We start from the raw sequence: 23,842 nt of genomic DNA, 5'->3' as shown, positions 1-23,842 counted from the left end.
GCCTTCCGGATCCACCGGAACCAGTAGTCGGCCAGGGGGCACCGCCATGTCGAGAACCACTCAGCTCACCGCACTCCGCACCATCGCGATCCGCAACGCCGCGGACCGCTCCATCGGGTGGGACTGAGCGGCATGCTCCTCGTCCGACTGCCCCTGATCAGCCACACCGGGGCACCGGGTACGGAGAGCGGGGCGAGCCTCCTCCAGGACGCCCTCTGGGCCCACGCGGGCCCGCAGCACGCCCTCGAACACGTACGGGTACGTCCCCTCCCGGAGGGGATGAGCGTGGCCCTCTTCGTCCGGGCCGAGAACGACGCCCAGGCCCGTGAGAAGGCCCGCGCACTGCTCGCCACCGTCCTCGGGACGGGCGCGGCCCGCCACTACTCGATGGCCCCCCTGATCCCCAACTGACGCACCGCACCACCTCTTGCGCCACCGCTCGCCCGGTGCAACCGACCGCTGTTCCTGCAGGGCAGCCGTCCCACCGGCACCACGGTGCGCCCCACGTCTTCCGGCCTCGACCAGGCCTGCCCGCGGCACACGCCCGCGGGCCACCACACCCGAAACTTCCCCGGCCCTGACGCCTCGGGCCGCCATGTCCTCTTGGAGACACCACCATGACCGCGCGCCGCTCCTCCCGCATGCTCACCATCGCCCTCACCTCCTTCGTCGCCGCCCCGATGCTGGCCATGGCCCTGCCCGCCGCCTCGGCACAGGCCGAGTCGCAGACGGTCGCCTCGATCGCCCGGGCCCAGGTCGGCAACACCTGCGGCGACTACAACTGCCAGTACCCCGGCGCCTGGTGCGCGGAATTCACCCGCTGGGTGTGGAACAAGGCCGGCGCGAACACCTCCGGCATCAGCGCGGCGGCCGTCAGCATCTACCAGTACGGCAAGAACAAGGGGACGCTGCACAGCACCCCGCAGGTCGGTGACGCGGTCCTCTACGACAAGGACGGCAACCTGAACGACGGCGAGGCCGACCACGTCAACATCGTCGTCGCGGTCGACGGGGACGACATCCAGACGGTCGGCGGCAACGAGAGCGGCGGCGTCCGCTTCCGCCCCTGGTTCAACTGGAAGACCAACTCCAGCCCGGTGGGCGCCGGCCGGGCGCTGGCCTTCATCGGCCCGGCGGGCCTGGCCGAGACCCCCTCGACCCCGGTCAGCAAGGCCGGTGACCTCTTCCACGCCACCCGCCTCGTCGACGGCAGCTGGGAGGGCTTCGCACCGCTGAACGGCTTCGGCGGCGCGGCCTTCTTCAACGCCTCCCAGGAGTCCATCGCCGCCACCCCGGACGGCTCCACGCAGACCCTCGCCACCGGCAACGACGGCAAGCTCTACCACACCGCCCGTTACTCGGACCGCACCTGGACGGGCTGGTCCCCGCTCTCCGGCTACGACGGCGCCGCCGACTTCGCGGCCAAGGACCAGTCCATGACGGGCATGTCCAACGGCGACGCCAACGTCATGGCGATCGGCAACGACGGCCGCATCTACCAGAACACCCGCTTCAAGAGCGGCACGTGGGCGGGCTGGTCCCCGGTCGGTTCGTGGCAGGCGAAGAAGATCGCGGTCGCCGGCCTTCCCGACGGCTCCACCCAGACCCTGATCATCGGCAACGACGGCAACGTCTACCACGCCGTCCGCTCCGTCGACGGCACCTGGACCGGCTGGAACGCCCTCCCCGGCACCGGCACCGCCACCACCTTCCAGGCCGGCAACATCGCCATCGCGGGCCTGCCCAACGGCGACACCCAGATGCTCGCCACCGGAAACGACGGCCTCGTCTACCACAACATCCGCTCCGCCAACGGCGCCCTCCAGGGCTGGGCCAAGGTCGACGGATACGGCGGCGCCCCCGGCTTCGCCGCCACCAGCCTCGCCATCACCGGAATGCCCAGCGGAGACACCCAGATGCTCGCCGTCGGCAACGACGGCAAGACCTACCACGCCGCCCGCTACGCCGGCGGCAACTGGCAGGGCTGGTGGGCCACCGGCATGGGCGCCCAGAAGGTCGCCATCGCCGGCCTCGCCGACGGCAGCGCCCAGATGCTCGCCACCCGCAACTGAGCACCCGGGCCGGCCCACCCCGCCCGGTGGGCCGGCCCCGCCCCGCGCCGCCCTTCCCGCCAAGCCAGAGAGAGACCCCAGCGATGTCCCGTACCGCCGCCCGCCGCCCCCGCCTCGCCGTCATCACCGCCACCGCGCTCGCAGCCGTCGCCCTCTCCACGGCCGGAGCCGGCTCCGCCCAGGCAGCCTCGGTCGCCACCTGGGACAAGGTGGCGCAGTGCGAGAGCACCAACAACTGGAGCATCAACACCGGAAACGGCTACTACGGCGGCCTCCAGATCCTGAAGAGCACCTGGGACGCCTTCGGCGGCAGGGCCTACGCCGCCTACCCCCACCAGGCCAGCAAGATGCAGCAGATCCTGATAGCCGAGAAGATCCTCGCCGGGCAGGGTGCCGGCGCCTGGGGCAGCTGCGGTGCGGCCGCCGGGCTGGCCTACGACCACGCGGACCCGTACCCGGGCGACACCGCCCCGCCCGCCCCGGTGAGCAAGGCCGGCGACCTCTACCACGCCACCCGTCTGGTCGACGGCAGCTGGCAGAGCTTCCAGGCGCTGAACGGCTTCGGCGGCGCGGCGTTCTTCAACGCCTCCCAGGAGTCCATCGCCGCGACCCCGGACGGCTCCACCCAGACCCTGGCCACCGGCAACGACGGGAACCTGTACCACACCGCCCGTTACGGCAACGGCCAGTGGACCGGCTGGGCGGCCCTGCCCGGCGTCGGCGGTGCGGCGAGCTTCGCCGCGAAGGACCAGGCCATGGCGGGCATGGGCAACGGCGACGCCCAGCTGATGGCGATCGGCAACGACGGGAAGATCTACCAGAACACCCGCTTCAAGAGCGGCTCCTGGGCCGGCTGGACGGGCGTCGGCTCCTGGCAGGCCAAGAAGATCGCGGTCGCCGGTCTCCCCGACGGCTCGACGCAGACCCTGATCGTCGGCAACGACGGCAACGTCTACCACGCCGTCCGCTCCGTCGACGGCACCTGGACCGGCTGGAACGCCCTCCCCGGCACCGGCACCGCCACCACCTTCCAGGCCGGCAACATAGCCATCGCGGGCCTGCCCAACGGCGACACCCAGATGCTCGCCACCGGAAACGACGGCCTCGTCTACCACAACATCCGCTCCGCCAACGGCGCCCTCCAGGGCTGGGCCAAGGTCGACGGATACGGCGGCGCCCCCTCCTTCGCCGCCACCAGCCTCGCCATCACCGGAATGCCCAGCGGCGACACCCAGATGCTCGCCGTCGGCAACGACGGCAAGACCTACCACGCCGCCCGCTACGCCGGCGGCAACTGGCAGGGCTGGTGGGCCACCGGCATGGGCGCCCAGAAGGTCGCCATCGCCGGCCTCGCCGACGGCAGCGCCCAGATGCTCGCCACCCGCAACTGATCTCCACCACCCCGTACGCGGCTCCGGACCACCGGAGCCGCGTACGCGCGCTTCCCCGCGTCCGCTACAGCCGGCTCAGCGACGCCGCCGCGAAGAGCACGTCGCGGATCGCCTCCCGGTCGCCGGTCTGCCCGACCGCGGCCTCCTCCGGGGAGATGTGTCCCGCGGCGAGCTGACAGAACTCCAGTCCGTCCAGCGCGACTTCCGCCACCGTGTGCTCCCGCGAGGGCTTCGCCGCCGGGGAGTCCAGGGCGATGTCCCAGCCGCCCCCGCCCGCGCCCTCGATCTCCAGGTGCAGCGTCCTCCCCGGGGCACCCGCCGCGACCAGGCCGCGCGCCGGCGCCGCCAGTCCCGAACGGCGGCGGCCCGCCAGGGCGCCGGGCAGCAGCCGGGCCGCGAGGTCGATCATCCGGTGCAGGTGCGGCCCCGAGGGCGGCTCGTACGGGTAGTCCACCGCCTCCGCGATGTCCCAGGCGTGCACCCAGCACTCGAAGGCCCGCTCCAGGAAGGCGTCCCCCAGCGGCAGCGCGAACCCCCCGTAGTCCACGGACAGTTCGGCCACTCCCCGGCCCGCGAAGGACACCGTGCGGACCAGCGTGTGCCCCTGGGCCCGCCAGGGCTCGCGGACCTGGCGGGTGACGGGGTAGTGGGAGGAGTTCCAGAAGTGCTCGGTACGGTCGGCCGGCCCGCCCGGCGGCGCCTTGGGCCCCAGCGGGTCGTCCAGCCCCAGCGCGGTGGCGATCAGCCCGTCCACCGTGAGCAGGTGCCCGATCACCCCCGCGACCGTGGTGCGGTGCGAGCGCCGGCGTTCCTCCTCGAACCACTTCAGCCGCACCGGGGTGTGCCACTCCGAGTCGCCGAAGTCCCTCAGCAGCGCGTCGAGCCGCGCGGTCTCGGTGTCGTACGGGTTCGCCCACACCGGTACGGGGATGCGGGCGGGCCGCTTGCCCAGGCAGTCCTCCAGCACCCGCGAGCGCAGCAGCGGCTTGAGGTCGAGGCTCTCCTCCGGGTGCAGCAGGCCCACCGCGTCGCGCAGCCGCAGCGCCTCTTCGGCGCAGGGCGCGCACTCGGTGAGGTGGTCCTCGACGGCCTGGGTCTCCTCCGCGGAGCAGGCGGCGAGCGCCCACGCGCCGAGCAGGGACTTCAGTACGGCGTGCGAGGGCGGTGCGGGCGGCAGGGTGGCGGGGGCGTCCAGGTCGTCACCGGCCGTGCGGGGACCCGGTATCCGTGCGCGACCGCCCGCCCGTCGCTCGTACGCGTCGTCGGGGGTGTCTTCGGAGGGTCCGGTCATCGGGGCGTTCCGTATCCGCGTGGGCCGTATCCGGGCGGGGCGGTGTCCTCCCTGGGGAGGACGTTGGCGGTCGACAGCAGCTGGAGCCCGAGCCGCAGCCTGCGCCGTGCCTCGTCCTCGCTGATCTGGAGGTCGGCGGCGGCCTGGCGGTAGTCGCGGCGCTTGAAGTACGCCAGCTCCAGGGCGGCCCGCAACGGCGCGGGCATGGAGGTGACGATGTAGTCCGCGCGGGCGGCCGCGTTGGCGCTGCGCACCTTCTGCTCGAGTTCCTCGCGCGAGCCGCGGCCCAGTTCGGCCTGGCGCAGCCGGGCGACGGCCTGGCCCTGGGTGATCCGGGCGACCCAGGAGCGCATGGAGCCCTGCTTGGGGTCGTAGGCGTCCGGGTTCTCCCAGATGTAGCCGAAGACCTCGCGGGTGATGCGGTCCGCCGCCTTCTCGTCGCCGAGGACCCGGTGGGCCAGGCTGTGGACCAGCGAGGCGAAGCGGTCGTAGAGCTCCCCCAGCGCGGCGGCCTCACCGCGGGCGAGGCGCTGCTGCATGCGACGGTCCCAGCGCGGTGGAACGTCCTTCGCCATCATGCCTCCAGCCGTGTGTCGACCCGTCAAATGTAGTGGGCAACGGATGGAACGCGCCGGTTTTGCGAGAACCTCCCCCCGGAAGCGGGACCGCCGTGCTAGGCGGGCACCTTGGCACACGCGTACGCGCCCCGGCGCGCTCCCCGTGCGCGGGTTCGATGCGGCCACCTCCTTGACCGCTTCGCTTAACGCGCAGGCCACGTAGGCCTTACGCTCCTGCCTGTCTTGATCTGAACCCCGACCGCAGCCCCAACGCACACGTGAAGGCGGAAGCCGAACATGGACAGCGCAGAGTACGAGCGCAAGATCGCCGCCCGATTCGCCACCTTCGACCAGGACGGGTCCGGCTATATCGACCGGGAGGACTTCAGCACGGCGGCGAAGGCCGTGCTGGCCGAATTCGGTACGGCCGCACGCTCGGACAAGGGCCAGGCCGTCTTCAGCGGCGCCGAGGCGTTCTGGCAGGGAATGGCCGGGATCGCCGACGTGAACGGCAACCAGCGCGTCTCCCGCGAGGAGTTCGTCACCGGGGCGGCGAAGCGGCTGCGCGACAACCCGGAGCGGTTCGCGGAAATCGCCCGGCCGTTCCTGCACGCCGTGATCGCGGTGGCGGACGAGGACGGCGCGGGCGCGAGCCCGGCGGCGGCGGCCCGCGTGCTGCGCGTCCTCGGCACCGAGCCCGCCCTGGCCGCCCAGGTGGCGGCGGCCCTGGACGCGGACGGCGACGGCCGCATCTCGGAGGACGAGATCCTCAAGGCCTTCGCCGGCTACTGCGGCGTCGACCCCGACGCCTGAGGCCCGGGGCCCGACACCTGCTCGGCAGACAGCCCGGGGGCCGTCACCCCGCCACCCCGGGCACTGTCCGAGCGCGCTGATAGCGTGCCACGACCAGCCGGAACGATCACGGGAGGCGGCTCGGCATGCAGGACGTACGGGAAGTGGCACGGCACTCGGTGGGGGAAGAGCGGACGGCCCAGGCCCTCCACGACATCGTCCTGCGGACCTGGATGCACCACGGTCGCCTGGAATCCGACCCGTCCCCCGAGTGGCTGCGGAGCCTGTCCGAGGAGATCCTCGACCACGTCGCCGCCCGCACCACGGAAGGCGGACGGCTCGGCGAGGAGGCCCGCACCGCGCTGCACACCGCCGCGCAGTGCGCCCTCGGCGTCCTCAGTGCCGGCTGTTTCCCCGGCGGCGACCAGGAGGTGCCGCTCCCGCTGATCGGTGAAACGCTCAGCAGCGAGGACCTCGACTTCCGGAGCGCCGTCACCATCGCCCCCACCGCCCGGACCTGGCTCGACGCCTTCGAGACCACGGTGGTCAGCGGCCTGGTGTGGGACTGGCAGAAGGTCACCGGTCTGCTGCTGCGCGACGACTACGCGCCGGCCGTCCGCGACGGGGTGCCGTACTCGCCCCACGACTCGCACTCGGAGCCCGGGGACCTCGCCGCGATGGACGCCCTGTGCGGCTACCTCACCGAGAGCACCGGCCACCTGCCCAGCGGCTGGCCGACCGTGCCCCTGTGCAAGCCGGACGCCGCCACGCGTACCGCGGCGGCCGCCGCCCTGGACGCCGCCGGCCCGCTGACCCCGGACCAGCGGCTGCTGCGGGTACTCCTCGACGACGACCGGGCGGCCTTCGAGGCGGCCCTCGCGGACCGGCTCACCGCCCACCGCGAGAGCGCGGCGGCCGAGGCCGACCCCGCGCCCCGGACCCTGCTGCCGCTGGGCCCGCTGGCCCTGGCCGCCCTCGCGGTCCAGACGCACCAGTGGGAACTCGGCGTCCGCTCCGGCTACCTGCCGCCCGAACTGCTGGGCTTCACCGACGCGATGCGCCTGGCCGGCCGGAGCCAGGTGAACGGGCTGGGCGGCTGGGTCGCCGCCCAGTAGGGCACCCGGGGCACGCCCGAGGGCCGTGCCCCGCCCCCGGCTACGCGAAGACGACGGTCCGGGAGCCGTTCAGCAGTACCCGGTGCTCGCTGTGCCACTTCACGGCCCGCGCCAGCGCCTGGCACTCCACGTCCCGGCCGATGGCGACCAGCTGATCCGGGGTGACCTCGTGGCCGACCCGCTCGACCTCCTGCTCGATGATCGGGCCCTCGTCGAGGTCGGCCGTCACGTAGTGGGCGGTGGCGCCGATCAGCTTCACACCGCGCGCGTGGGCCTGGTGGTACGGCTTCGCGCCCTTGAAGCTCGGCAGGAAGGAGTGGTGGATGTTGATGATCCGCCCGCTCAGCTCCTTGCACAGGGTGTCCGACAGCACCTGCATGTAGCGCGCGAGCACCACCAGCTCGACGTTCTGCTCGCGCACCAGCTCCAGGAGCCGCGCCTCCGCCTCCGCCTTGGTGTCCTTGGTGACCGGGATGTGCACGAAGGGGATGTCGTACGAGCCGACCAGCTCGGCGAAGTCGGTGTGGTTCGAGACCACCGCCGCGATCTCCACCGGCAGCGCGCCGATCCGGGAGCGGAACAGCAGGTCGTTCAGGCAGTGCCCGAACTTCGACACCATCAGCACGATCCGCATCCGCTCGTCCGAGCGGTGGATCTGCCAGTCCATCCGGAAGGAGTCGCCGATCGCGGCGAAACTGGCGCGCAGCTTCTCCACCGTCACAGCGGGCTCGGCCTCGAAGTGCACCCGCATGAAGAAGAGCCCGGTCTCCCGGTCTCCGAACTGCTGACTGTCCACGATGTTGCAGCCGGTCATGAAGAGGTAGCTCGACACGGCGTGGACGATGCCCTGCTTGTCGGGGCAGGAGACGGTCAGGACGTACTGGGCCTGGGCCTGGGGCTGTGGGTGTGCGCTCATGACGCCACAGCCTTTCACACCACGCGGGTCAGCATTTTCAGCACGTCGACGGAGCTCGGCCGGTCGTCCGGGTCCTCGCCGTCCGCCGTCGACATCCGTACGTGCGCCTCGCGCGCCGCCCGGACCGCCTCGGGCCAGTCCTGGTGGCCGAGGTACGCGGAAACGGCCGCGTCGGGGCCGACCTGGTGCAGGATCCGCAGCACCCGCAGCACGGCGTGGTCGACCAGGGCCGCCTCCTGGGCGTCGCGGAAGATCGTGCCGACGTACTTGTCGGCGGACCAGCTGTCGAGCCAGGTGTCCTCGACGAGCCGGTACACGGCGTCGGTGACGTCGCCGTACCCTTCGGCGCCCGCCAGCCAGACCTCCTCCTGGAACACCGGGTCGGAAAGCATGTGCAGCGCCGAGCGCACGTTGCCGCGCCAGCGCCACCACGGCATGTCGTTGAGGGGCATGCCGCCCATGGTGGAGGAGCGGCCGCCGCGGCGGGAAGAGTTCTTCGAACCTTGGGCGAATGTCACGCTTTCGATCGTACGTTCCCGACTGGTGCGATCTTGAAGCACCTGTGCGTGACCGCGCCCCTGCAATTCACCTCGGCGTCACCGTTTGTTGTGTCCATCTCATCGCCGAGTTACCCACGGGGCGGAAGGGTCGGTGGACATGACCAATCACCGACGCGCAACTGCCCTGTCCCGCCTGCTTATTGCCACGGTGACGGGTGCGTGTCTCACCACAGCGTGCGGGGTGGTCCCCGGTGGCTCGGGGGGCTCCGGGGACTCCCTCACGGTCATGACCTTCGCACCCATCGGAACCAAAGCGACCAATATGGCCGGAATGCCAGGCATGGCCAAGGCCTACGAACGCTGGGTGAACGCCAACGGCGGCATAAAGGGCCGCAAACTGCGCGTGATCACCTGCAACGAGAAGAACACCGCCACCGGCGCCGCCGACTGCGCCCGCAAGGCCACCACCGAGAAGGCCGTCGCCGTCGTCGGCTCCTACAGCCAGCACGGGCGCGCCTTCATGGCCCCGCTGGAGGCCGAGGGCATCCCGTTCATCGGCGGCTACGGGGTGTCCGCCGAGGAGTTCCAGAGCACCCTGTCCTACCCGGTCAACGGCGGCCAGCCCGCGCTGCTCGCCGGGGCCGGCCACCAGCTCGGCAAGGCCTGCTCCCAGGTCTCCCTGGTCCGCCCGGACACCCTCGCGGGTGACACCATGCCGGTCCTGCTGAACGCGGGGCTCAAGGCCAACAGCATGCCGGAGGCCTCCGACATCCGGGCGGCCGAGGACTCCGCCGACTTCAAGCCGCAGGCCCGCGAGGCGCTGAACGGCACCCCGACGGCCCCGGCCGCCACACCCGGCACGACCCCCGGCGCCACCACGACCACGACCCCCGCGACGACCCCGGCCACGCCTTCCGCTCCCCCCTCGCAGGCCAAGGACCCCAAGGACCCCAAGCCCGCGAAGGGCACGGCCGGCGACACCGCCAAGGACAAGAGCTGCGTGACGGCCGTCCTCGGCGAGCGCACCGAGATCTTCTTCGACGCCTTCCGCCGCGTCGACACCCAGCGCAAGACGCAGATCTCCTCCGTGCTCGGCAGCATCAGCCAGGCCCTGGTGGACCGCACCGGCGGCAAGGAGAGCCCCTTCGAGGGCGCCTACGTCACCAGCTGGTACCCCGTGTCCACCGACCCCCTGTGGGCGCCGATGCGCAAGGTGATCAGCGAGCAGGCCTTCGGCGACGACACCGTGGACCCCGACGACAGCGGGGCCCAGACCACCTGGATCGCGTACAGCGTCCTCAACCAGATCGTCCAGCGGTTCAAGAGCGACGAGGAGATCACCGCCCGCAAACTGACCCGGGCCCTCAACCAGTCCCCGGGCGTCCAGACCGGCAACCTCACCCCCGAGCTCAGCTGGCGCTACCAGGACATGCGCGCCGTCGCCGGGTTCCCGCGCCTGGTCAACGGCCGGGTCAGCTTCCAGACCGTCCAGTCGGGCCGTCTGGTAGCCCAGCTCGGCGAGCAGAACCTCGACATGACCCCGACCCTGGAGCAGGCCCCCCGCTCGGCCTGACCCGGGCGGGGCGCCCGCCGCCCGTCACAGCTGGGACTTGTCCCGCTTCGTGAGGCCGTACTTGGCGGCGATCGTGTTCCACATGGTCGCCGCCGACTCCTTCGCCCTGGTGGCCTCGGCGCTGGACTTGTTGCCGTCCTGCGCGTCGTCCGTCACCTTGGCCTTGCCGTCCTTGCAGCCGCCCTTGTCGTGGCCGGTGTCCTCCGCCCAGTCCGCGTAGCTGTTGTCGGCGTCCGCCGAGGCCTTCCACGCCTTGGTCAGGCTCGCCGCGAGACGGGCGTTGTTCGGGAGCAGGTCGATCTTGAGCTCCTGGAGCCGGGTGACCAGCCCCTCGCGCTGCTGGGCGGCTTCGCGCAGGTCCTGGGCCGCCTGGCCCAGGTTCTTGCAGTCCTTGATGTCGTCCACGGCCTTGATCACCGCGGTCCGGCTGTCGCTGGCGTCCGCGAGCAGCTTGTCGAGCTGGACGGCCTGCGGGCGGGCCGGGTCCACCGCCTCCCCGCCCGGTGCGGCGCCCGAGTTCGCGGAGCCGCTGGCGGCGGGGGCCACCGCGCCCGGGTCGGTGTTCTGGGCCTTGCCGTCGCCGAGCAGGGCGCCCACCCCGAGCCCGGCCACGACCAGCCCGAACACCGCCGCCGCGATGACGGCCGGCGGGATCCGGCGCGCGGGCGCGGGCGGCGGGGGCGCGGGCGCGTACTGCTGCTGCTGGGGCTGCGGCTGCTGGGGAGGCTGCGGCTGCTGGGTCCGGCGCGGCCCGTACCGCTGCGCCGGCGCGGGCGGCGGGGTCCGGCGGGGTCCCGGGTCCTGGACCGGCGGCAGCTGCTGGGTGTGCCCGGCGGCGGCATCGGCCTCGCCATCGGCCCGGAACAGCGCGTCGAAGCCCTCGGCGGCGTTCGCCGCGGGGGCCGCGCCGCCGGGGACGGGCGGGATGTACTGCGTCGCCTGCTCGTGCGGGGCCGCCGGACCCGCCGGGACCGGCGGGATGTACTGCGTCGCCGCCTCGGCCGGGGCGGCCGTGACCTGGGCGATGTGCTGCGTGGCCTGCTCGTGCAGCCCGGCGGCCGGAACCGGCGGGATGTACTGCGTGGCCGCGTCGCCCGCGCCCGCCGGGACGGACGGGATGTACTGCGTCGCCTGCTCGTGCGGGGCCGCCGGGACCGGGGCGATGTACTGGGTCGCCTGCTCGTGCGGAGCCGCCGGCCGAACCGGGGCGATGTACTGCGTGGCCTGCTCATGAGGAGCCGCCTGCACCGGCGGGACGTACTGCGTCGCCTGCTCGTGCTCCGCCCCCCGGACCGGCGGGATGTACTGCGTCGCCGCGTCCGGCAGCGGCGGGTAGCCGTAGCCGTGCGGGTCCCCCGGCCCCTCGAAGCCCGGGCCGACGACGTGGCCGGCCGGCGGCGGGTACCCGTACGCGGGCTGCCCGGGCTGCGGCGGCGGCTCGTACGCGGACTCGTACGGCCCGGAGTACTGCTGCGGAGCCGGCGCCGCCTGCGGGTCCTGCCCGGCCGGGTACCCGTACGCCGGGGGCGTGCCCCACGCCTCGCCGGGCTGCGGCCCCGGCTGCTGCGGGTAGCCGGGAGCCGGCACCGGCTGTGCCTGATGCGGCGTCCCGGGCTGGGGGACGCCCCCTTGTCCGTTCTCCGTCACCGGGACTCCTTCTGCCTTCTCCGACCGGCCCGAACCCACGGAACCGTCGAGTCACGCTACCCGGTCACGCCGTGATCACGTCAGGCCGCCTGAACCTCCAGCCTCGCCCCGAACTCCCGGACGGCCGGTTCCTCCCGGTACGGCTCCAGCCGCGCCCGGAAGTCGTCCAGGTACTCCGCGCCCCGGCGCGAGCGCAGCGAGCCCAGCAGTTCGGCGGCCTTCGTCGCCGTCTGGCAGGCCTGCTCCACCTCCCGCTGCTGCACCTGCGAGGCCGCCAGCAACAGCAGCCCGATGGCCCGGCGGCGCGCCTTCGCCGCGGGCAGGTTGCGCAGGGCCTCCTCGGCGCGCCTGCCCGCCGCGTCGGCCTGGCCGAGGTCCCGGTGGCAGTGCGCCAGCTCGTCCGCCAGGTAGGCCTGGTCGAAGTGCCGGATCCACACCGGGTCGTCGCCGGACTCCGGCTCGGCCCGCTCCAGCGCCGTCACCGCCCGCCCGGACAGCACCGCCGTGGCCCGGGCGTCGCCCAGCAGCGCGTGCCCGCGCGCCTCGGCCGCGTAGAACATCGCCTCCACCCGCGGGGTGACCTGCCCGCGCGTGCCCTCCTGCGCGGCCCGCGCCAGCTGCGCGATCTCCCGCGGATTGCCCAGCTCGGCGGCGAGGTGGCTCATCGACGCGGCCAGTACGTAGCCCCCGTACGCGCGGTCGCCCGCCGCCTGGGCCATCCGCAGGGCCTGGATGTAGTAGCGCTGGGCCAGGCCCGGCTGCCCGGTGTCCACCGCCATGTAGCCGGCCAGCTCGGTGAGCCGGGCCACCGCCGCGAACATGGCCCGCCCGACCGGCTCCCGGTACGAGCCCGCGATCAGCCCCGAGACCACGGAGTTGAGGTAGTGCACCACCACGGGCCGCACGTGCCCGCTGCCGAAGCGGTGGTCGAGGTCGGTCAGTGCCTCGGTGGTCGCCCGTACCGCCTCCACGTCCGACATCCCCACGCGCGCGCCGCCGCTGCGCGCCACCTGCGGGTCGGCACCGGTGATCAGCCAGTCGCGGCTCGGCTCGACCAGGGCGGAGGCCGCCACGCTCGACCCGGAGAGGAAGTCGCGGCGCCCCACGTCGCTGCGCCACAGCTCGCAGACCTGCTCGATGGCGCCGATGACGGTCGGGGAGAACTGCAGGCCCACCCCGGAGGCGAGGTTCTTCCCGTTGGCCATGCCGATCTCGTCGATGGTGACGGTCCGGCCCAGCTTGCGGCCGAGGGCCTCGGCGATGATGCCGGGCGCCCGGCCGCGCGGCTGCTGGCCGCGCAGCCAGCGGGCGACCGAGGTCTTGTCGTAGCGGAGATCGAGGCCGTGCTCGGCCCCGCACATGTTGACGCGCCGTGCGAGCCCGGCGTTGGAGCACCCGGCTTCCTGGATGAGCGCCTGCAGCCGTTCGTTCGGCTGGCGCGCTACGAGAGGCCTGGCTGCCATGAAAACCCCCTGAGGCCGCGGGTGATCGTTCGAATGATCACTTCCCGCCTGAAGTGCCGAGAATCTTCCGCTCTGCGACGTGTCGTTACCCAGCGACCGCGCCCCGGCCTCCCACGCGCCCCCGCACGTGCACCCGTGCGCCCCGTATGCAGGATCGATGCAGCGCCCACCGGCTGGTTTACGCCCGTAACCCGCCGTGACCCGGGGAGTTGTGATGGGCGTGGAAGAGACCATCACAGTCACGCAGGCCGCGCCCATCCCCCAGCAGCGCGGGGACCAGCTGCTGGACCATGCCGTGCGGTACGTGGAAGAACGGCACTGGGACGTCTTCGCCGGCACGTGGCTGGAGCCCGGCGACGGCCGGGAGGTCTGCTCGTGCGGGGTGGCCGACTGCCCGGCGCCCGGCGCGCACCCGGCGGTCAAGGACTGGGCCTCGCTGGCCTCGGGCAGCGCGGTGGGCGTGCGGCGGATCTGGGGCAAGCACCCCGGCGCCTCGATCCTGATGCCGACGGGCCGCACCTTCGACGCGCTCGACGTACCGGACTCCGCCGGGTTCCTGGCGCTGGCGCGGCTGGAGCGCACCGAGCGGACCCTGGGGCCGGTCGCTCTGACCCCCGACCACCGGATGCTGTTCTTCGTACTGCCGGGCGCCGGCGCGAAGGTGCCGGACCTGGTGCGCAAGCTGGGCTGGCTGCCGCACGCCATCGACCTGGTCACGCGGGGCGAGGGCCAGTACGTGGCCGCGCCGCCGACCCGCTTCGGCGGCAAGGGCCCGGTGCAGTGGGCCCGCAAGCCCACTCCGGCGAACCGGTGGCTGCCGGACACCGAGGAGCTGATCGACGCCATCGCGTACGCCTGCGGCAGCGAGGCGGCCGCGGCCCGCAACCGCCGCAAGGCGTGAACCCGCTCCCGTCGCGCTGACATACGTGTCCGCAAGTTCATGACATTCGTAACTGCTGGTGCCTCTCCCCCTCCTCCTATGGTGAGGAAAGTACGACCACGGGGAACAGAACGAGAGGCAGGCGCATGCCGGACCAGGGTTATGCGGCAGGCGGTACGGACGGCGGGACGGGCGGAGGCGCGCGATCCGCGCAGCCCGCGGCCGCCGTGCGGGTGGAGGGGCTGTGGAAGCGGTTCGGCGAGCAGGTGGCCGTCGCGGGCATCGACCTGGAGCTGCCGGCCGGCCGCTTCATCGGGCTCGTCGGCCCGAACGGTGCCGGGAAGACGACCACGCTGTCCATGGTGACCGGGCTGCTGCGCCCGGACATGGGCCGGGTGGTCGTCGCCGGGCACGACGTGTGGGCCGACCCGGTCGAGGTGAAGACCCGCATCGGCGTCCTGCCCGAGGGACTGCGGATGTTCGAGCGCCTCTCGGGGCGTGAACTCCTCGGCTACATGGGCCGGTTGCGCGGACTGCCGGGCGAGGAGACCGACAAGCGGGCCACGCAGCTGCTGGACGTGCTCGACCTCGCCGGCTCCCAGCACAAGCTGGTCGTCGACTACTCGACGGGCATGCGCAAGAAGATCGGCCTCGCCGCCGCGCTGCTGCACAACCCCGAAGTCCTGTTCCTGGACGAGCCGTTCGAGGGCGTGGACCCGGTGTCGGCGCAGACCATCCGCGGGGTGCTGGAACGTTACACCGCGTCCGGTGCCACCGTCGTCTTCTCCTCCCACGTGATGGAGCTCGTCGAATCGCTCTGCGACTGGGTGGCCGTCATGGCGGGCGGGCAGATCCGCGCCGCCGGCCCGCTGGCCGACGTACGGGGCTCCGCGCCCTCCCTCCAGGCCGCCTTCCTCGAACTCGTCGGCGCCCGCGACCAGGCCGCCGGTGACTCCCTCGACTGGCTCGGCGGCGCACGATGACCGGCACCGCCTCCGAGGCCTCCGTCACCTCGCTGTTCGTCCGCCTGAAGCTCTCCCTGATACGCAACGGCCTCAAGGGGTCGTCGAAGCGCAAGGCCGTCTGGATCGCCAGCCTGGTGATCTCGCTGCTGTTCTCCCTGCTCGTCACCCTGTGCCTGGCCATGCTCCACGGCCACGTCCACGCCGGCACGGTGGTCGTCCTGCTCGCCGCGATCCTCGCGCTCAGCTGGACCGTGATGCCGCTCTTCTTCCCCACCGGCGACGAGACGCTCGACCCGAGCCGGCTGGTGATGCTGCCGCTGCGCCCGCGTCCGCTCGTACGGGCCCTGCTGGCCTCCTCGCTGGTCGGCACCGGCCCGCTGTTCACGCTCTGCATCGCCGCCGGATCGGTGGCGGCCGTGGCGCACGGCCCGGCGGGCATCGCGGCAGCCGTGGTCGGCGCCCCGCTCCTGCTGCTGGGCTGCGTGGCCCTGGCCCGCGCCGTCGCCACGGCGAACGTACGGCTCCTGTCCAGCCGCAAGGGCCGCGACCTCGCGGTGCTCAGCGGCCTGCTGATCGCGATCGGCGCCCAGTTCGTCAACTTCGCCGGCCAGAGCCTGTTCAAGCAGGGCGGCCTGACCGCGCTGGAGCCGGTCGAGGCCGTCGTGCGCTGGCTGCCGCCGGCGACGGCCGTCGGCATGGTGGACTCCGCGAGCAAGGGCTCGTACGGCGTGGCCGCCGCGCAGCTCGCCCTGACCCTGGCGGCCCTGGCGGCCCTCCTGTGGTTCTGGGAACGCAGCCTGACCAGCCTGATGGTCACCCCCGACGGCTCGACCCTCGCGGCCGCGAAGCCCGAGAAGGACCGGGGCGGCGCCGGCGGCTTCTGGTCCCTGCTGCCCGGCGGGCGCACCGGCGCGGTCATGCAGCGCACCTTGCGCTACGCCGTCCGCGACCCGAAGACGAAGTCCGCCTGGGTGTCTGCGCTGGCGGTCGGCGCGATCGTCCCCGTCTTCAACGCCCTCCAGGGCACCGGCTCGGTCTACCTGGCCTGCTTCGGCGCGGGGATGCTCGGCGTACAGATGTACAACCAGTTCGGGCAGGACACCTCCGCCTTCTGGATGGTCGCCCAGACCATCTCCACGCCGCGCGACGCGTACGGCGAGCTGCGCGCCCGCGCCGGCGCGCTGGCCCTGGTCACCGTCCCGTACACGGTCCTCGTCACGGTGGCCACCGCCGCCCTGGTGGGCAACTGGTCGGGCTTCCCGGCAGCCCTGGGCCTGGGCCTGGCCCTGCTGGGCTCGATGCTGTGCACGGGCGCGCTGGCCTCGGCGCACTTCGCGTACTCCATCCCGACGGAGGGCGCGTTCAAGAACGTCGCCCCGGGGCAGGGCGGCCTGGCCTGGCTGGGCATCGTCGGCGGCATGCTCTCGTCCGCGGTGATCTGCTCCCCGGTGATCGGCCTGACGGTGTACATCAGCCTGGCGGACGACCCCGGCACCCTGGGCCTGCTCGCCCTCCCGATCGGCATCGCCTGGGGCTGCCTGGCCACCTGGGCGGGCCTCCGCCTGGCGGCCCCGGCGGTCTCCCGGAAGCTCCCGGAGATCCTGGCGGCGGTCAGCAAGGGCTGACCCGCCCTCGTACCGGTGCAGGGGGCGACGGGCGAAGGCCCGTCGCCCCCTTCGGTCGTTCTGCGGCTACCAGGTGAGCACACCTGTCGCGCTCCGACCCGTAGACCTGTGGCGGGAGGTGAAGGGTCGCTCCACGAGATGTGTGAGCGCCGGTGCGACCGCTGACCCCGGCGGGTTCGTCGGCCGCCGGGCGGGCTCGACCTTCGTCAGCCCCCGCACGAGCCAGAGGCTCGCCCCCTCGGCATCGGACGCGTCCATGCCCATCAGCCCGACCAGACCTCTCGCCCCGGGGCGTGCCCGCGCGCCCGGCCGCACCACGGCGGTACAAGGCGTCCTGCTGTGCTTCCTGTTCTGCACGGCCACGCTGCCGGTGCCGGCCATCCCCCTGACCCTGGGCGGGCTGATCGTCCTGCACACCGCCGCGGACGGCGTGATCATCCCGTTCTGGAGCGCGGCACTGCTGCTGCTGTGGCGGAGCACCCCCGTGGCGCGGGCGGCCCGCTCCGGCTTCCTCAGCGGGCTGGTCGCGGTCACCGCGTACGGCATGCTGCGGCTGCCGGTCATCTACCTGGGCGGCTGGCCGGACTTCATCCCGCGGCTCGGCCAGTGGATCACCGCCTCCGGCAGCCCGAACGCCGCGGTCGGCTACGCGTGGCGCTACATCGGCGACGGCGGGGGGATCGGCATGGCCTTCGCCCTGTTCTGCCTGGTGGCCGGTATCCGGCGGCGGCTGGTGCTGTGCGGGCTCGCGTACGGCGTCTTCGTGTGGTCCGGCCTCATCGCCACGCTCCTCCTGGTCCCGCACGGCCAGCTGCCGCTGTTCCGCCTGACCCCGGCCACCCCGACCGTCAGCCTGGCCGGCCACCTGATCTACGGCAGCACCCTGGGCTGGTGCCTCGGCCGCCTCGACGCCCGCCACCACGTCCTGGCCGACCCGCCACTGCGCCTGCCGCTGCCCGGCCGCTGACGCGGGCCGCCGGGGGCCTCACCGGACGCACCTGGCCGGATCCGCGTACTGCCGGGCGAACGGCATTTGGCTCTGCCGCCCCGCCCTGCAAAAGTTCGTTCGATCACCAGGGCTGTGGGGGGAGTTCCGCGTGGGGTTCGACGAGGAGTGGGGCCGTTTGCGAGCCGAGGCGGCCGCACGCGCCGCCACCGAGCGGGCGACGGAGACGGCTTCGGCTGTCTTGGCCGAGGCACCCGCCCGGGACCGGCTGGCGGAGTTCCGCGGCCGCGCGGTGCTCGTTCCGCAGGACGAGCGGGGCGGGCTGTGGACCGCTCAACTCGGCGGCCTGGACTGGATCTGCGCGTTCTCGGACGAGGAGGCACTGAGCCGGTTCGCCCAGGCCCGGGACGAGACCGAACGTGAATGGCGTTTCCTGCGGGTGCTCGGCGCCCGGCTGCTGGACGAGGTGATACCGGCGCTGGACTTCCCGTGCGGGGTCGCGCTGGACGCGGCAGGACCGGACGGGGCTGTGTTCCCGCCCGTACGCGGGATCGTGCCGAACTCCGTCGCGCTGGACGGCGAGGTGGCCGCATGAGCGGCGGGCAGGACGAACTCGACGTGTCGAAGGCGGCACTGGGGCAGATCGCCAAGGGCATCACGGACACCCTGTCGGAGCTGAAGGAGCTCGGCTCGATCGGAACGGCGAGCCTGGGCGGCGGGTTCACCGGGCTCAAGCTGTCGGGCATGCAGACCGGCCACGAGGCCCTGACCTCCCGGCTGGACACGTTCTGCGAGCGGTGGGGCTGGGGAGTGCGCTCGCTGGTCCGGGAAGCGAACGAGTTCGCGGCGGGCGTGGGCCTGTCGGCCGGCCTGGTCCACGAGCAGGACCAGTACGTCCAGGGCGGTTTCAAGGTGATGGCCAACGCCGTTCTCGGGGGCAATCCGCACGCCTCGGAGCAGGAGGTCACCGGCAAGGACTGGGGCGAGGTCCTCGCTTCCAACCCCTATACGAACTTCCGGGACGCCGACTACAGCGCGGAATCGGTCATCAAGTCCAAGGACGCCACCGACCGGGCCTGGGCGCAGACCTGGGAGGACATCGCCCCCGACGGCGGTGATCAGCGATGACCGACTGGGAAGCACTGGCCGACAAGGGCCTGGGGCAGCTGGGGAACGCCTGGACCGCCGCGAAGAAGAAGGCCGGCGAGGGCATCGACAAGGCCACCGACGAGATCGGCGGCATCCTCCACAAGGCCGGCAAGGACGGCTGGGCCGACGAGATCGAGGACCTCGGCGACGGCCTCGCCTCCCGCCTCGGCGCGGCCGTCGCGGAACAGCAGCTGGGCCAGACCGAGCAGGCCGACGAACTCGTCCACGGCTCGCCTGCCGACATACGCGCGTCAGCCGCGCACATGAAGGACTTCCAGGCCTCCTTCGACCGGGTCGGCCAGGGCATGAAGGCACTGGACGCCGGCAGCTGGAAGGGGGCGGCGGCCGACGCGTTCCGCGGGGCGTTCGCCGTGCACCCGGCCAAGTGGCTGCACGCCGCCGACGCCTGCCAGAAGGCGGGCGACGCGCTCACCCGGTACGCGGACACGGTGGAGTGGGCCCAGAAGCAGGCGGGGCAGGCCATCGAGCTCTACCGCAAGGCCCTCAAGGCCCACGAGGAGGCCGCCGACGCCTACGCCAAGGCCGTCGACACCTACAACGCCACCGCCCTGGCGGGGAAGAACCCGGGCCCGGTACCCGCCCAGCCGGTCAACGTCGGGGCCGCGGAGGCGAAAGCGGCCCAGGAGATGCTGGCGGAGGCCCGCCGCCAGCGCGACGAGGCCGCCGGCACGGCCGGAAGCACCCTGACCGCCGCGCTGGAACACGCCCCGACCCAGCCCTCGCCGCACACGAAGGCCATGGCCGCGGTCACCGACCAGGCCGCCGCCGCGTCCTTGGAGCTGACCCACTTCAGCGGAGGCGTCGTCAAGGGCACCGCCGGGATGATCGACTTCGCCCGCAGCGTGTCTCCGTTCGACAGCTACAACCTGACCCACCCCGCCGAGTACCAGCAGAACGTCGGCATGACCCTGGCCGGGCTGGTCTCGGCCCCCGCCCACCCCGACCGCGTCGTCAGTGCCCTCGTCGACCCCTTCCGGAACGACTTCGCCGAGGGCGCCGGCCGCCTCCTGCCCGAGTTCCTGGGCACGGGCTCCGGGACTGCGGCCAAGGGCGCCCGTGCCGGAGCACGGGTGGCGGAGGAAGCGGCGGGGAGCGCGGCCGCCAAGGAGGCCCGCGCGGCCCAGCAGGCGCAGCCGGAGGCCACCGCCCGCGCCCAGGACCAGAAGGTGTGCCGCGAGGACCCGGTCGACGTGGCGACGGGCCGCATGGTCCTGCCGCAGACCGACGTCGTCCTCCCGGGCACGCTCCCCCTCGTCTTCACCCGGACCTTCGAGTCCTCGTACCGGGCGGGCCGCTGGTTCGGCCCGTCGTGGGCCTCGACGGTGGACCAGCGTCTGGAGCGTGACGACGACGGGCTGGTCCTCGTCCGCGAGGACGGCAGCCTCCTCGCCTACCCCCACCCCGAGCCGGGGGTCCCCGCCCTCCCCGCCCACGGGCAGCGCTGGCCGCTGACCCTCGACGCGGACGGCGGATACACGGTCACGGACCCCGCATCCGGCCACGTCCGCCACTTCACCGACGACGGCCGCCTCGTCCAGCTGGAGGACCGGTCAGGCGCCTGGATCACCTTCGACTACGACGAGTCCGGTGCCCCGGCGTCCCTCGTCCACAGCGGTGGATACGAACTCCGCCTCACCTCGTCCGGGGACCGAATCACCTCCCTCTCCCTCGCCGACGGCACCCAGATCCTCCGGTACGCGTACACGGACGGCCACCTCGCGGCGGTCACCAACTCCTCGGGCCGCCCGCTCCGCTTCGGCTACGACGACCTCGGCAGGATGACGTCCTGGACCGACACCAACGACCGCCACTTCGACTACGTCTACGACGACCAGCACCGCTGCACCGCCCAGTCGGGCACCAACGGCCACCTGAACGTCCGCTTCACGTACGAGCCGGGGCGGACCATCCTCACCGACTCCCTGGGCCACACCACCCAGTTCCTGATCAACGACCGGGCTCAGGTCACGGCGGAGACCGACCCCACGGGCGCCACGACCCGGTCGACGTACGACGCCTACCACCGCCTCCTCACCCGCACGGACCCCCTCGGCCACACGACGCGCTACGAGTACGACGAGGACGGCCGCCTGACCACGCTGCTCCGCCCGGACGGCCGCGCGATACGGGCGGAGTACAACGCCCTCGGCCAGCCGGTGAAGGTCGTCCAGCCCGACGGCCGCGTCCACCTCACCACGTACGACGCCACCGGCAACCGCACCTCGTCCACCGCCCCGGACGGCACCACGACCCGCTTCGGGTACGACACCCACGGCCACCTGTCGGCGGTGACGAACGCCCTGGGCCACACCACCACGGTCCGCTGCGACCGCGCCGGCCAGGTCACCTCCACCACGGACCCCCTGGGCGCGACCACCGCGTACGAGCGCGACGCCTTCGGCCGCCCAACAGCGGTCACGGACCCCCTGGGCCACACCACCCACCTCACCTGGAGCGTGGAAGGCCGCCTCCTCCGCCGGGAGAACCCCGACGGGACCGCCGAATCCTGGACGTACGACGGCGAGGGCAACTGCCTGACCCACACGGACGCGGTCGGCGGCGTCACGGTCTCCGAGTACGGCGACTTCGACCTCCTCACAGCCCGCACGGGCCCGGACGGCGCCCGCTACACGTTCGCCCACGACACGCAGCTCCGCCTCACGGGCGTCACGAACCCCCAGGGCCTGACCTGGACGTACACCTACGACGGGGCCGGACGTCTGGCTGCGGAAACGGACTTCGACACTCGCACGCTGACGTACGAGTACGGCGCATCGGGCCTCCTGACGTCCCGCACCAACCCCATCGGGGAAACGACCGCCTTCGAACACAACGCACTCGGACAGCCGATCCGCAAGGACGCGGCGGGCCTGGTCACCACCTACGAGTACGACGCGTTCGACGCCCTGGCGGCAGCGGCCTCACCCGAGTCCACGGTCACCTGGTTCCGCGACGCCGCCACGGGCCGCCTCCTCTCGGAGACGGTGAACGGCCGCTCCCTCGTGTACGGCTACGACACCCTGGGCCGCCGCACCAGCCGCACGACTCCCGCCGGCTCCTCGTCCCACTGGGCGTACGACGCGGCCGGCCGTCGCGCCTCCCTCACCACAGCGGGCCGCACTCTGAAGTTCGAGCGGGATGCCGCAGGCCGGGAACTGGCCCGGACCCTCGGCACGTCCCTCTCCCTCACCCACGACTACGACGGGATGGGCCGCCGCACCGCCCAGTCAGTGACCGGCCAGGACGGCCGGACCCTCCAGCGGCGCGGCTACAGCTACCGCGCCGACGGCTACCTGACCGGCATCGACGACTCCCTCACCGGCCCGCGCACCTTCGCCCTCGACGCGGCGGCACGCGTCACCTCCGTGGACGCGGCGGACTGGTCGGAGCGCTACGCGTACGACGAGGCCGGCAACCAGACCAGCGCCTCCTGGCCGACGCGGCACCCGGGATCGGAATCCCACGGCGAACGCGCCTACACGGGCACCCGCATCACCCGTGCGGGCTCGGTCCGCTACGAACACGACGCCCTGGGCCGCGTCACCCTCCGCCAGAAGACCCGCCTCTCCCGCAAGCCGGACACCTGGCGCTACGAATGGGACGCGGAGGACCGCCTGACCGGGATCACCACCCCGGACGGCACCCGCTGGCGCTACCGGTACGACCCGTTGGGCCGCCGCACGTCCAAGCAGCGCCTCTCACGCACAGGCGACGTCGTAGAAGAAACCCTCTTCACCTGGGACGGCACCACCCTCTGCGAGGAGACCAGCGGCGCGGTCACCCTCACCTGGACCCACCAGGGCCCGCACCCCGTCACCCAGACGGAACGCATCGACCAGCCGGAGATCGACGACCGCTTCTTCGCGATCGTCACCGACCTGATCGGCACCCCCACGCACCTCCTGGCGGAGGACGGCACCACGGCGTGGCACACGCGGACCACCCTGTGGGGCACCACAACCTGGAACCGCGACGCAACGGCCTACACCCCACTCCGCTTCCCGGGCCAGTACTACGACCCCGAATCGGGCCTCCACCACAACTACTTCCGCACCTACGACCCCGAAACGGCCCGCTACCTCTCCCCAGACCCCCTGGGCCTCACCCCGGCCCCGAACCCGGCCACCTACGTCACCAACCCCCACACCTGGTCGGATCCGCTGGGCCTGGCACCCAACAAGTGCCCTGAGGAAGATCCGAACGTTCAGCGCATCTACAAGGCGCCCCAAACAGGGCAGGGGAAAATCCAGGAAGAGGAGGGATTCCTGGAGAAAAACTTCCCAGGCGGGCCGAATGACCCTTACATGAACGGCCAGGTGTACTTCGCAAAACAACGGGAACTCGCGGATGCCTACGCCGCCCACTACAAGGAGGGGGTTATAGAAGTCAGAATACCCATGAAGGAATACCTGGAGAAATATGCAGACTATGAGCGCCCATATGAAGGCGGCCCTCTGACGGAGCTTGAAATCCCAAACTCGGTGGTCGAAGAACTCAACCAATATTGGAGACACAGGCACAAGTGACAGAAGTGGACAGTTGGAGCGAAGCGAAGCGCACACACCCCCTGGGGTCGACGCTCCGCGGGAGAGTCCGAGCCAGATTTCCTTTCGGGGTGTTCCTTGAGATCCAAGGGGAGCCCGACGTGAAAGCGTTCGTGGATGTCGCCTCTTATGCGCCGGAGGCGAAGCCAGGCGAGATTACGCAACTGCCGGATGTCGGCGCATCAGTCGAGGGCACAGTGGTAGACCACATCGATCGCGATCAACAGATTCGGGTCAGGGTTGGACCACCCGCATGGAGCCGGTGACGGCTGAAGGGGACGTCACCCAGCGGAAATGAGTCTCCCGACAGAGAGCCCCGCGTAGATCATCCGATCACTGGTCGAGGACCAGGAGTTCGGCCATGCCGCGTCACAGGACATGGACCTGATCCTGCG

At 72.3% G+C, this 23,842-nt stretch carries 19 protein-coding genes; 13 read left to right on the top strand and 6 right to left on the bottom strand.

The features are described 5' to 3' along the window. The first annotated feature begins 132 nt into the window (after window positions 1–132). The 3 genes from ACZ7IF_RS19230 (at window position 133) to ACZ7IF_RS19220 (ending at window position 3,463) form a co-directional block, all read left to right on the top strand. Window positions 133–411 carry a hypothetical protein gene (locus tag ACZ7IF_RS19230; protein WP_470972603.1) on the top strand — a complete coding sequence of 93 codons (279 nt, stop codon included), beginning with the start codon at window positions 133–135 and terminating at the stop codon, window positions 409–411. A gap of 206 nt (window positions 412–617) precedes the next feature. Further along, window positions 618–2,072 carry a CHAP domain-containing protein gene (locus tag ACZ7IF_RS19225; protein ID WP_470972601.1) on the top strand — a complete coding sequence of 485 codons (1,455 nt, stop codon included), beginning with the start codon at window positions 618–620 and terminating at the stop codon, window positions 2,070–2,072. An 83-nt stretch (window positions 2,073–2,155) separates the two neighbouring features. Beyond that, entirely contained in the window at window positions 2,156–3,463 is a 1,308-nt protein-coding gene (locus ACZ7IF_RS19220; RefSeq protein ID WP_470972599.1) for a transglycosylase family protein, read from the top strand. Window positions 3,464–3,527: 64 nt separating this feature from the next. On the opposite strand, the gene ACZ7IF_RS19215 is transcribed toward ACZ7IF_RS19220, so the two are convergent. Both ACZ7IF_RS19215 and ACZ7IF_RS19210 read right to left on the bottom strand, forming a co-directional pair. Then, window positions 3,528–4,754, bottom strand: coding sequence for a zf-HC2 domain-containing protein (locus ACZ7IF_RS19215; RefSeq protein WP_470972597.1), 1,227 nt, complete (start codon window positions 4,752–4,754; stop codon window positions 3,528–3,530). After that, window positions 4,751–5,329, bottom strand: a complete 579-nt coding sequence (locus tag ACZ7IF_RS19210; RefSeq protein WP_007265652.1) for a sigma-70 family RNA polymerase sigma factor — start codon at window positions 5,327–5,329, stop codon at window positions 4,751–4,753. The genes ACZ7IF_RS19215 and ACZ7IF_RS19210 overlap by 4 nt, the downstream gene beginning before the upstream one ends. A 279-nt stretch (window positions 5,330–5,608) precedes the next feature. Between ACZ7IF_RS19210 and ACZ7IF_RS19205 the strand changes: the two genes are divergently transcribed. Then, window positions 5,609–6,124 carry an EF-hand domain-containing protein gene (locus tag ACZ7IF_RS19205; protein ID WP_470972595.1) on the top strand — a complete coding sequence of 172 codons (516 nt, stop codon included), beginning with the start codon at window positions 5,609–5,611 and terminating at the stop codon, window positions 6,122–6,124. 125 nt (window positions 6,125–6,249) lie between these two features. Then, window positions 6,250–7,218 (top strand): immunity 49 family protein, encoded by a 969-nt coding sequence (locus ACZ7IF_RS19200; RefSeq protein ID WP_470972593.1) that lies wholly within the window; start codon window positions 6,250–6,252, stop codon window positions 7,216–7,218. 40 nt (window positions 7,219–7,258) lie between these two features. On the opposite strand, the gene purU is transcribed toward ACZ7IF_RS19200, so the two are convergent. Together purU and ACZ7IF_RS19190 are read right to left on the bottom strand one after the other, a co-directional pair. After that, complete coding sequence (gene purU, locus ACZ7IF_RS19195) at window positions 7,259–8,134, bottom strand: formyltetrahydrofolate deformylase (protein ID WP_470972591.1); 876 nt, start codon at window positions 8,132–8,134, stop codon at window positions 7,259–7,261. 14 nt (window positions 8,135–8,148) lie between these two features. Further along, a complete protein-coding gene (locus ACZ7IF_RS19190) occupies window positions 8,149–8,595 on the bottom strand; it encodes an SCO4402 family protein (protein ID WP_470972930.1) in 447 nt (148 codons plus the stop codon). A gap of 196 nt (window positions 8,596–8,791) precedes the next feature. Here ACZ7IF_RS19190 and ACZ7IF_RS19185 point away from each other — a divergent pair, with 196 nt between their 5' ends. Further along, the gene (locus tag ACZ7IF_RS19185; RefSeq protein ID WP_470972589.1) at window positions 8,792–10,207 is read left to right on the top strand and encodes an ABC transporter substrate-binding protein; all 1,416 of its coding nucleotides are present in this window, start codon (window positions 8,792–8,794) and stop codon (window positions 10,205–10,207) included. 24 nt (window positions 10,208–10,231) lie between these two features. On the opposite strand, the gene ACZ7IF_RS19180 is transcribed toward ACZ7IF_RS19185, so the two are convergent. Together ACZ7IF_RS19180 and ACZ7IF_RS19175 are read right to left on the bottom strand one after the other, a co-directional pair. Beyond that, window positions 10,232–11,854 (bottom strand): hypothetical protein, encoded by a 1,623-nt coding sequence (locus tag ACZ7IF_RS19180; RefSeq protein WP_470972587.1) that lies wholly within the window; start codon window positions 11,852–11,854, stop codon window positions 10,232–10,234. A gap of 80 nt (window positions 11,855–11,934) precedes the next feature. Further along, window positions 11,935–13,317: a transcriptional regulator gene (locus ACZ7IF_RS19175; protein WP_470972585.1), complete on the bottom strand. Its 1,383-nt coding sequence runs from the start codon at window positions 13,315–13,317 to the stop codon at window positions 11,935–11,937. 214 nt (window positions 13,318–13,531) lie between these two features. Here ACZ7IF_RS19175 and ACZ7IF_RS19170 point away from each other — a divergent pair, with 214 nt between their 5' ends. The 7 genes from ACZ7IF_RS19170 (at window position 13,532) to ACZ7IF_RS19140 (ending at window position 23,429) form a co-directional block, all read left to right on the top strand. Further along, window positions 13,532–14,218 carry a bifunctional DNA primase/polymerase gene (locus tag ACZ7IF_RS19170; RefSeq protein WP_470972583.1) on the top strand — a complete coding sequence of 229 codons (687 nt, stop codon included), beginning with the start codon at window positions 13,532–13,534 and terminating at the stop codon, window positions 14,216–14,218. Window positions 14,219–14,343: 125 nt separating this feature from the next. Then, entirely contained in the window at window positions 14,344–15,180 is an 837-nt protein-coding gene (locus ACZ7IF_RS19165; protein ID WP_470972581.1) for an ABC transporter ATP-binding protein, read from the top strand. After that, window positions 15,177–16,787: a transporter gene (locus ACZ7IF_RS19160; RefSeq protein ID WP_470972579.1), complete on the top strand. Its 1,611-nt coding sequence runs from the start codon at window positions 15,177–15,179 to the stop codon at window positions 16,785–16,787. Before ACZ7IF_RS19165 ends, ACZ7IF_RS19160 begins: the two co-directional genes overlap by 4 nt. Before the next feature lie 256 nt (window positions 16,788–17,043). After that, the gene (locus ACZ7IF_RS19155) at window positions 17,044–17,754 is read left to right on the top strand and encodes a DUF6789 family protein (protein ID WP_470972577.1); all 711 of its coding nucleotides are present in this window, start codon (window positions 17,044–17,046) and stop codon (window positions 17,752–17,754) included. 130 nt (window positions 17,755–17,884) lie between these two features. Further along, the gene (locus ACZ7IF_RS19150; RefSeq protein WP_470972575.1) at window positions 17,885–18,328 is read left to right on the top strand and encodes an SseB family protein; all 444 of its coding nucleotides are present in this window, start codon (window positions 17,885–17,887) and stop codon (window positions 18,326–18,328) included. Next, a complete protein-coding gene (locus ACZ7IF_RS19145) occupies window positions 18,325–18,861 on the top strand; it encodes a hypothetical protein (protein ID WP_470972573.1) in 537 nt (178 codons plus the stop codon). Before ACZ7IF_RS19150 ends, ACZ7IF_RS19145 begins: the two co-directional genes overlap by 4 nt. Continuing rightward, window positions 18,858–23,429, top strand: a complete 4,572-nt coding sequence (locus ACZ7IF_RS19140; protein ID WP_470972571.1) for a putative T7SS-secreted protein — start codon at window positions 18,858–18,860, stop codon at window positions 23,427–23,429. The genes ACZ7IF_RS19145 and ACZ7IF_RS19140 overlap by 4 nt, the downstream gene beginning before the upstream one ends. Window positions 23,430–23,842: the final 413 nt, after the last annotated feature.

This window comes from Streptomyces sp. NPDC037421, from assembly GCF_055602105.1.
This window is presented reverse-complemented; position numbering and strand designations above follow the sequence as displayed.

Bases quoted from the DNA above. Each gene is read 5' to 3' on its own strand.
- ACZ7IF_RS19170 (WP_470972583.1), top strand. From the start codon at position 13,532: ATGGGCGTGGAAGAGACCATCACAGTCACGCAGGCCGCGCCCATCCCC.
- ACZ7IF_RS19155 (WP_470972577.1), top strand. From the start codon at position 17,044: ATGCCCATCAGCCCGACCAGACCTCTCGCCCCGGGGCGTGCCCGCGCG.
- ACZ7IF_RS19160 (WP_470972579.1), top strand. From the start codon at position 15,177: ATGACCGGCACCGCCTCCGAGGCCTCCGTCACCTCGCTGTTCGTCCGC.
- ACZ7IF_RS19220 (WP_470972599.1), top strand. From the start codon at position 2,156: ATGTCCCGTACCGCCGCCCGCCGCCCCCGCCTCGCCGTCATCACCGCC.
- ACZ7IF_RS19190 (WP_470972930.1), bottom strand. From the start codon at position 8,595: ATGGGCGGCATGCCCCTCAACGACATGCCGTGGTGGCGCTGGCGCGGC.
- ACZ7IF_RS19210 (WP_007265652.1), bottom strand. From the start codon at position 5,329: ATGGCGAAGGACGTTCCACCGCGCTGGGACCGTCGCATGCAGCAGCGC.
- ACZ7IF_RS19165 (WP_470972581.1), top strand. From the start codon at position 14,344: ATGCCGGACCAGGGTTATGCGGCAGGCGGTACGGACGGCGGGACGGGC.
- ACZ7IF_RS19225 (WP_470972601.1), top strand. From the start codon at position 618: ATGACCGCGCGCCGCTCCTCCCGCATGCTCACCATCGCCCTCACCTCC.
- ACZ7IF_RS19175 (WP_470972585.1), bottom strand. From the start codon at position 13,317: ATGGCAGCCAGGCCTCTCGTAGCGCGCCAGCCGAACGAACGGCTGCAG.
- ACZ7IF_RS19145 (WP_470972573.1), top strand. From the start codon at position 18,325: ATGAGCGGCGGGCAGGACGAACTCGACGTGTCGAAGGCGGCACTGGGG.
- ACZ7IF_RS19205 (WP_470972595.1), top strand. From the start codon at position 5,609: ATGGACAGCGCAGAGTACGAGCGCAAGATCGCCGCCCGATTCGCCACC.
- ACZ7IF_RS19140 (WP_470972571.1), top strand. From the start codon at position 18,858: ATGACCGACTGGGAAGCACTGGCCGACAAGGGCCTGGGGCAGCTGGGG.
- ACZ7IF_RS19215 (WP_470972597.1), bottom strand. From the start codon at position 4,754: ATGACCGGACCCTCCGAAGACACCCCCGACGACGCGTACGAGCGACGG.
- ACZ7IF_RS19230 (WP_470972603.1), top strand. From the start codon at position 133: ATGCTCCTCGTCCGACTGCCCCTGATCAGCCACACCGGGGCACCGGGT.
- ACZ7IF_RS19185 (WP_470972589.1), top strand. From the start codon at position 8,792: ATGACCAATCACCGACGCGCAACTGCCCTGTCCCGCCTGCTTATTGCC.
- purU (WP_470972591.1), bottom strand. From the start codon at position 8,134: ATGAGCGCACACCCACAGCCCCAGGCCCAGGCCCAGTACGTCCTGACC.
- ACZ7IF_RS19200 (WP_470972593.1), top strand. From the start codon at position 6,250: ATGCAGGACGTACGGGAAGTGGCACGGCACTCGGTGGGGGAAGAGCGG.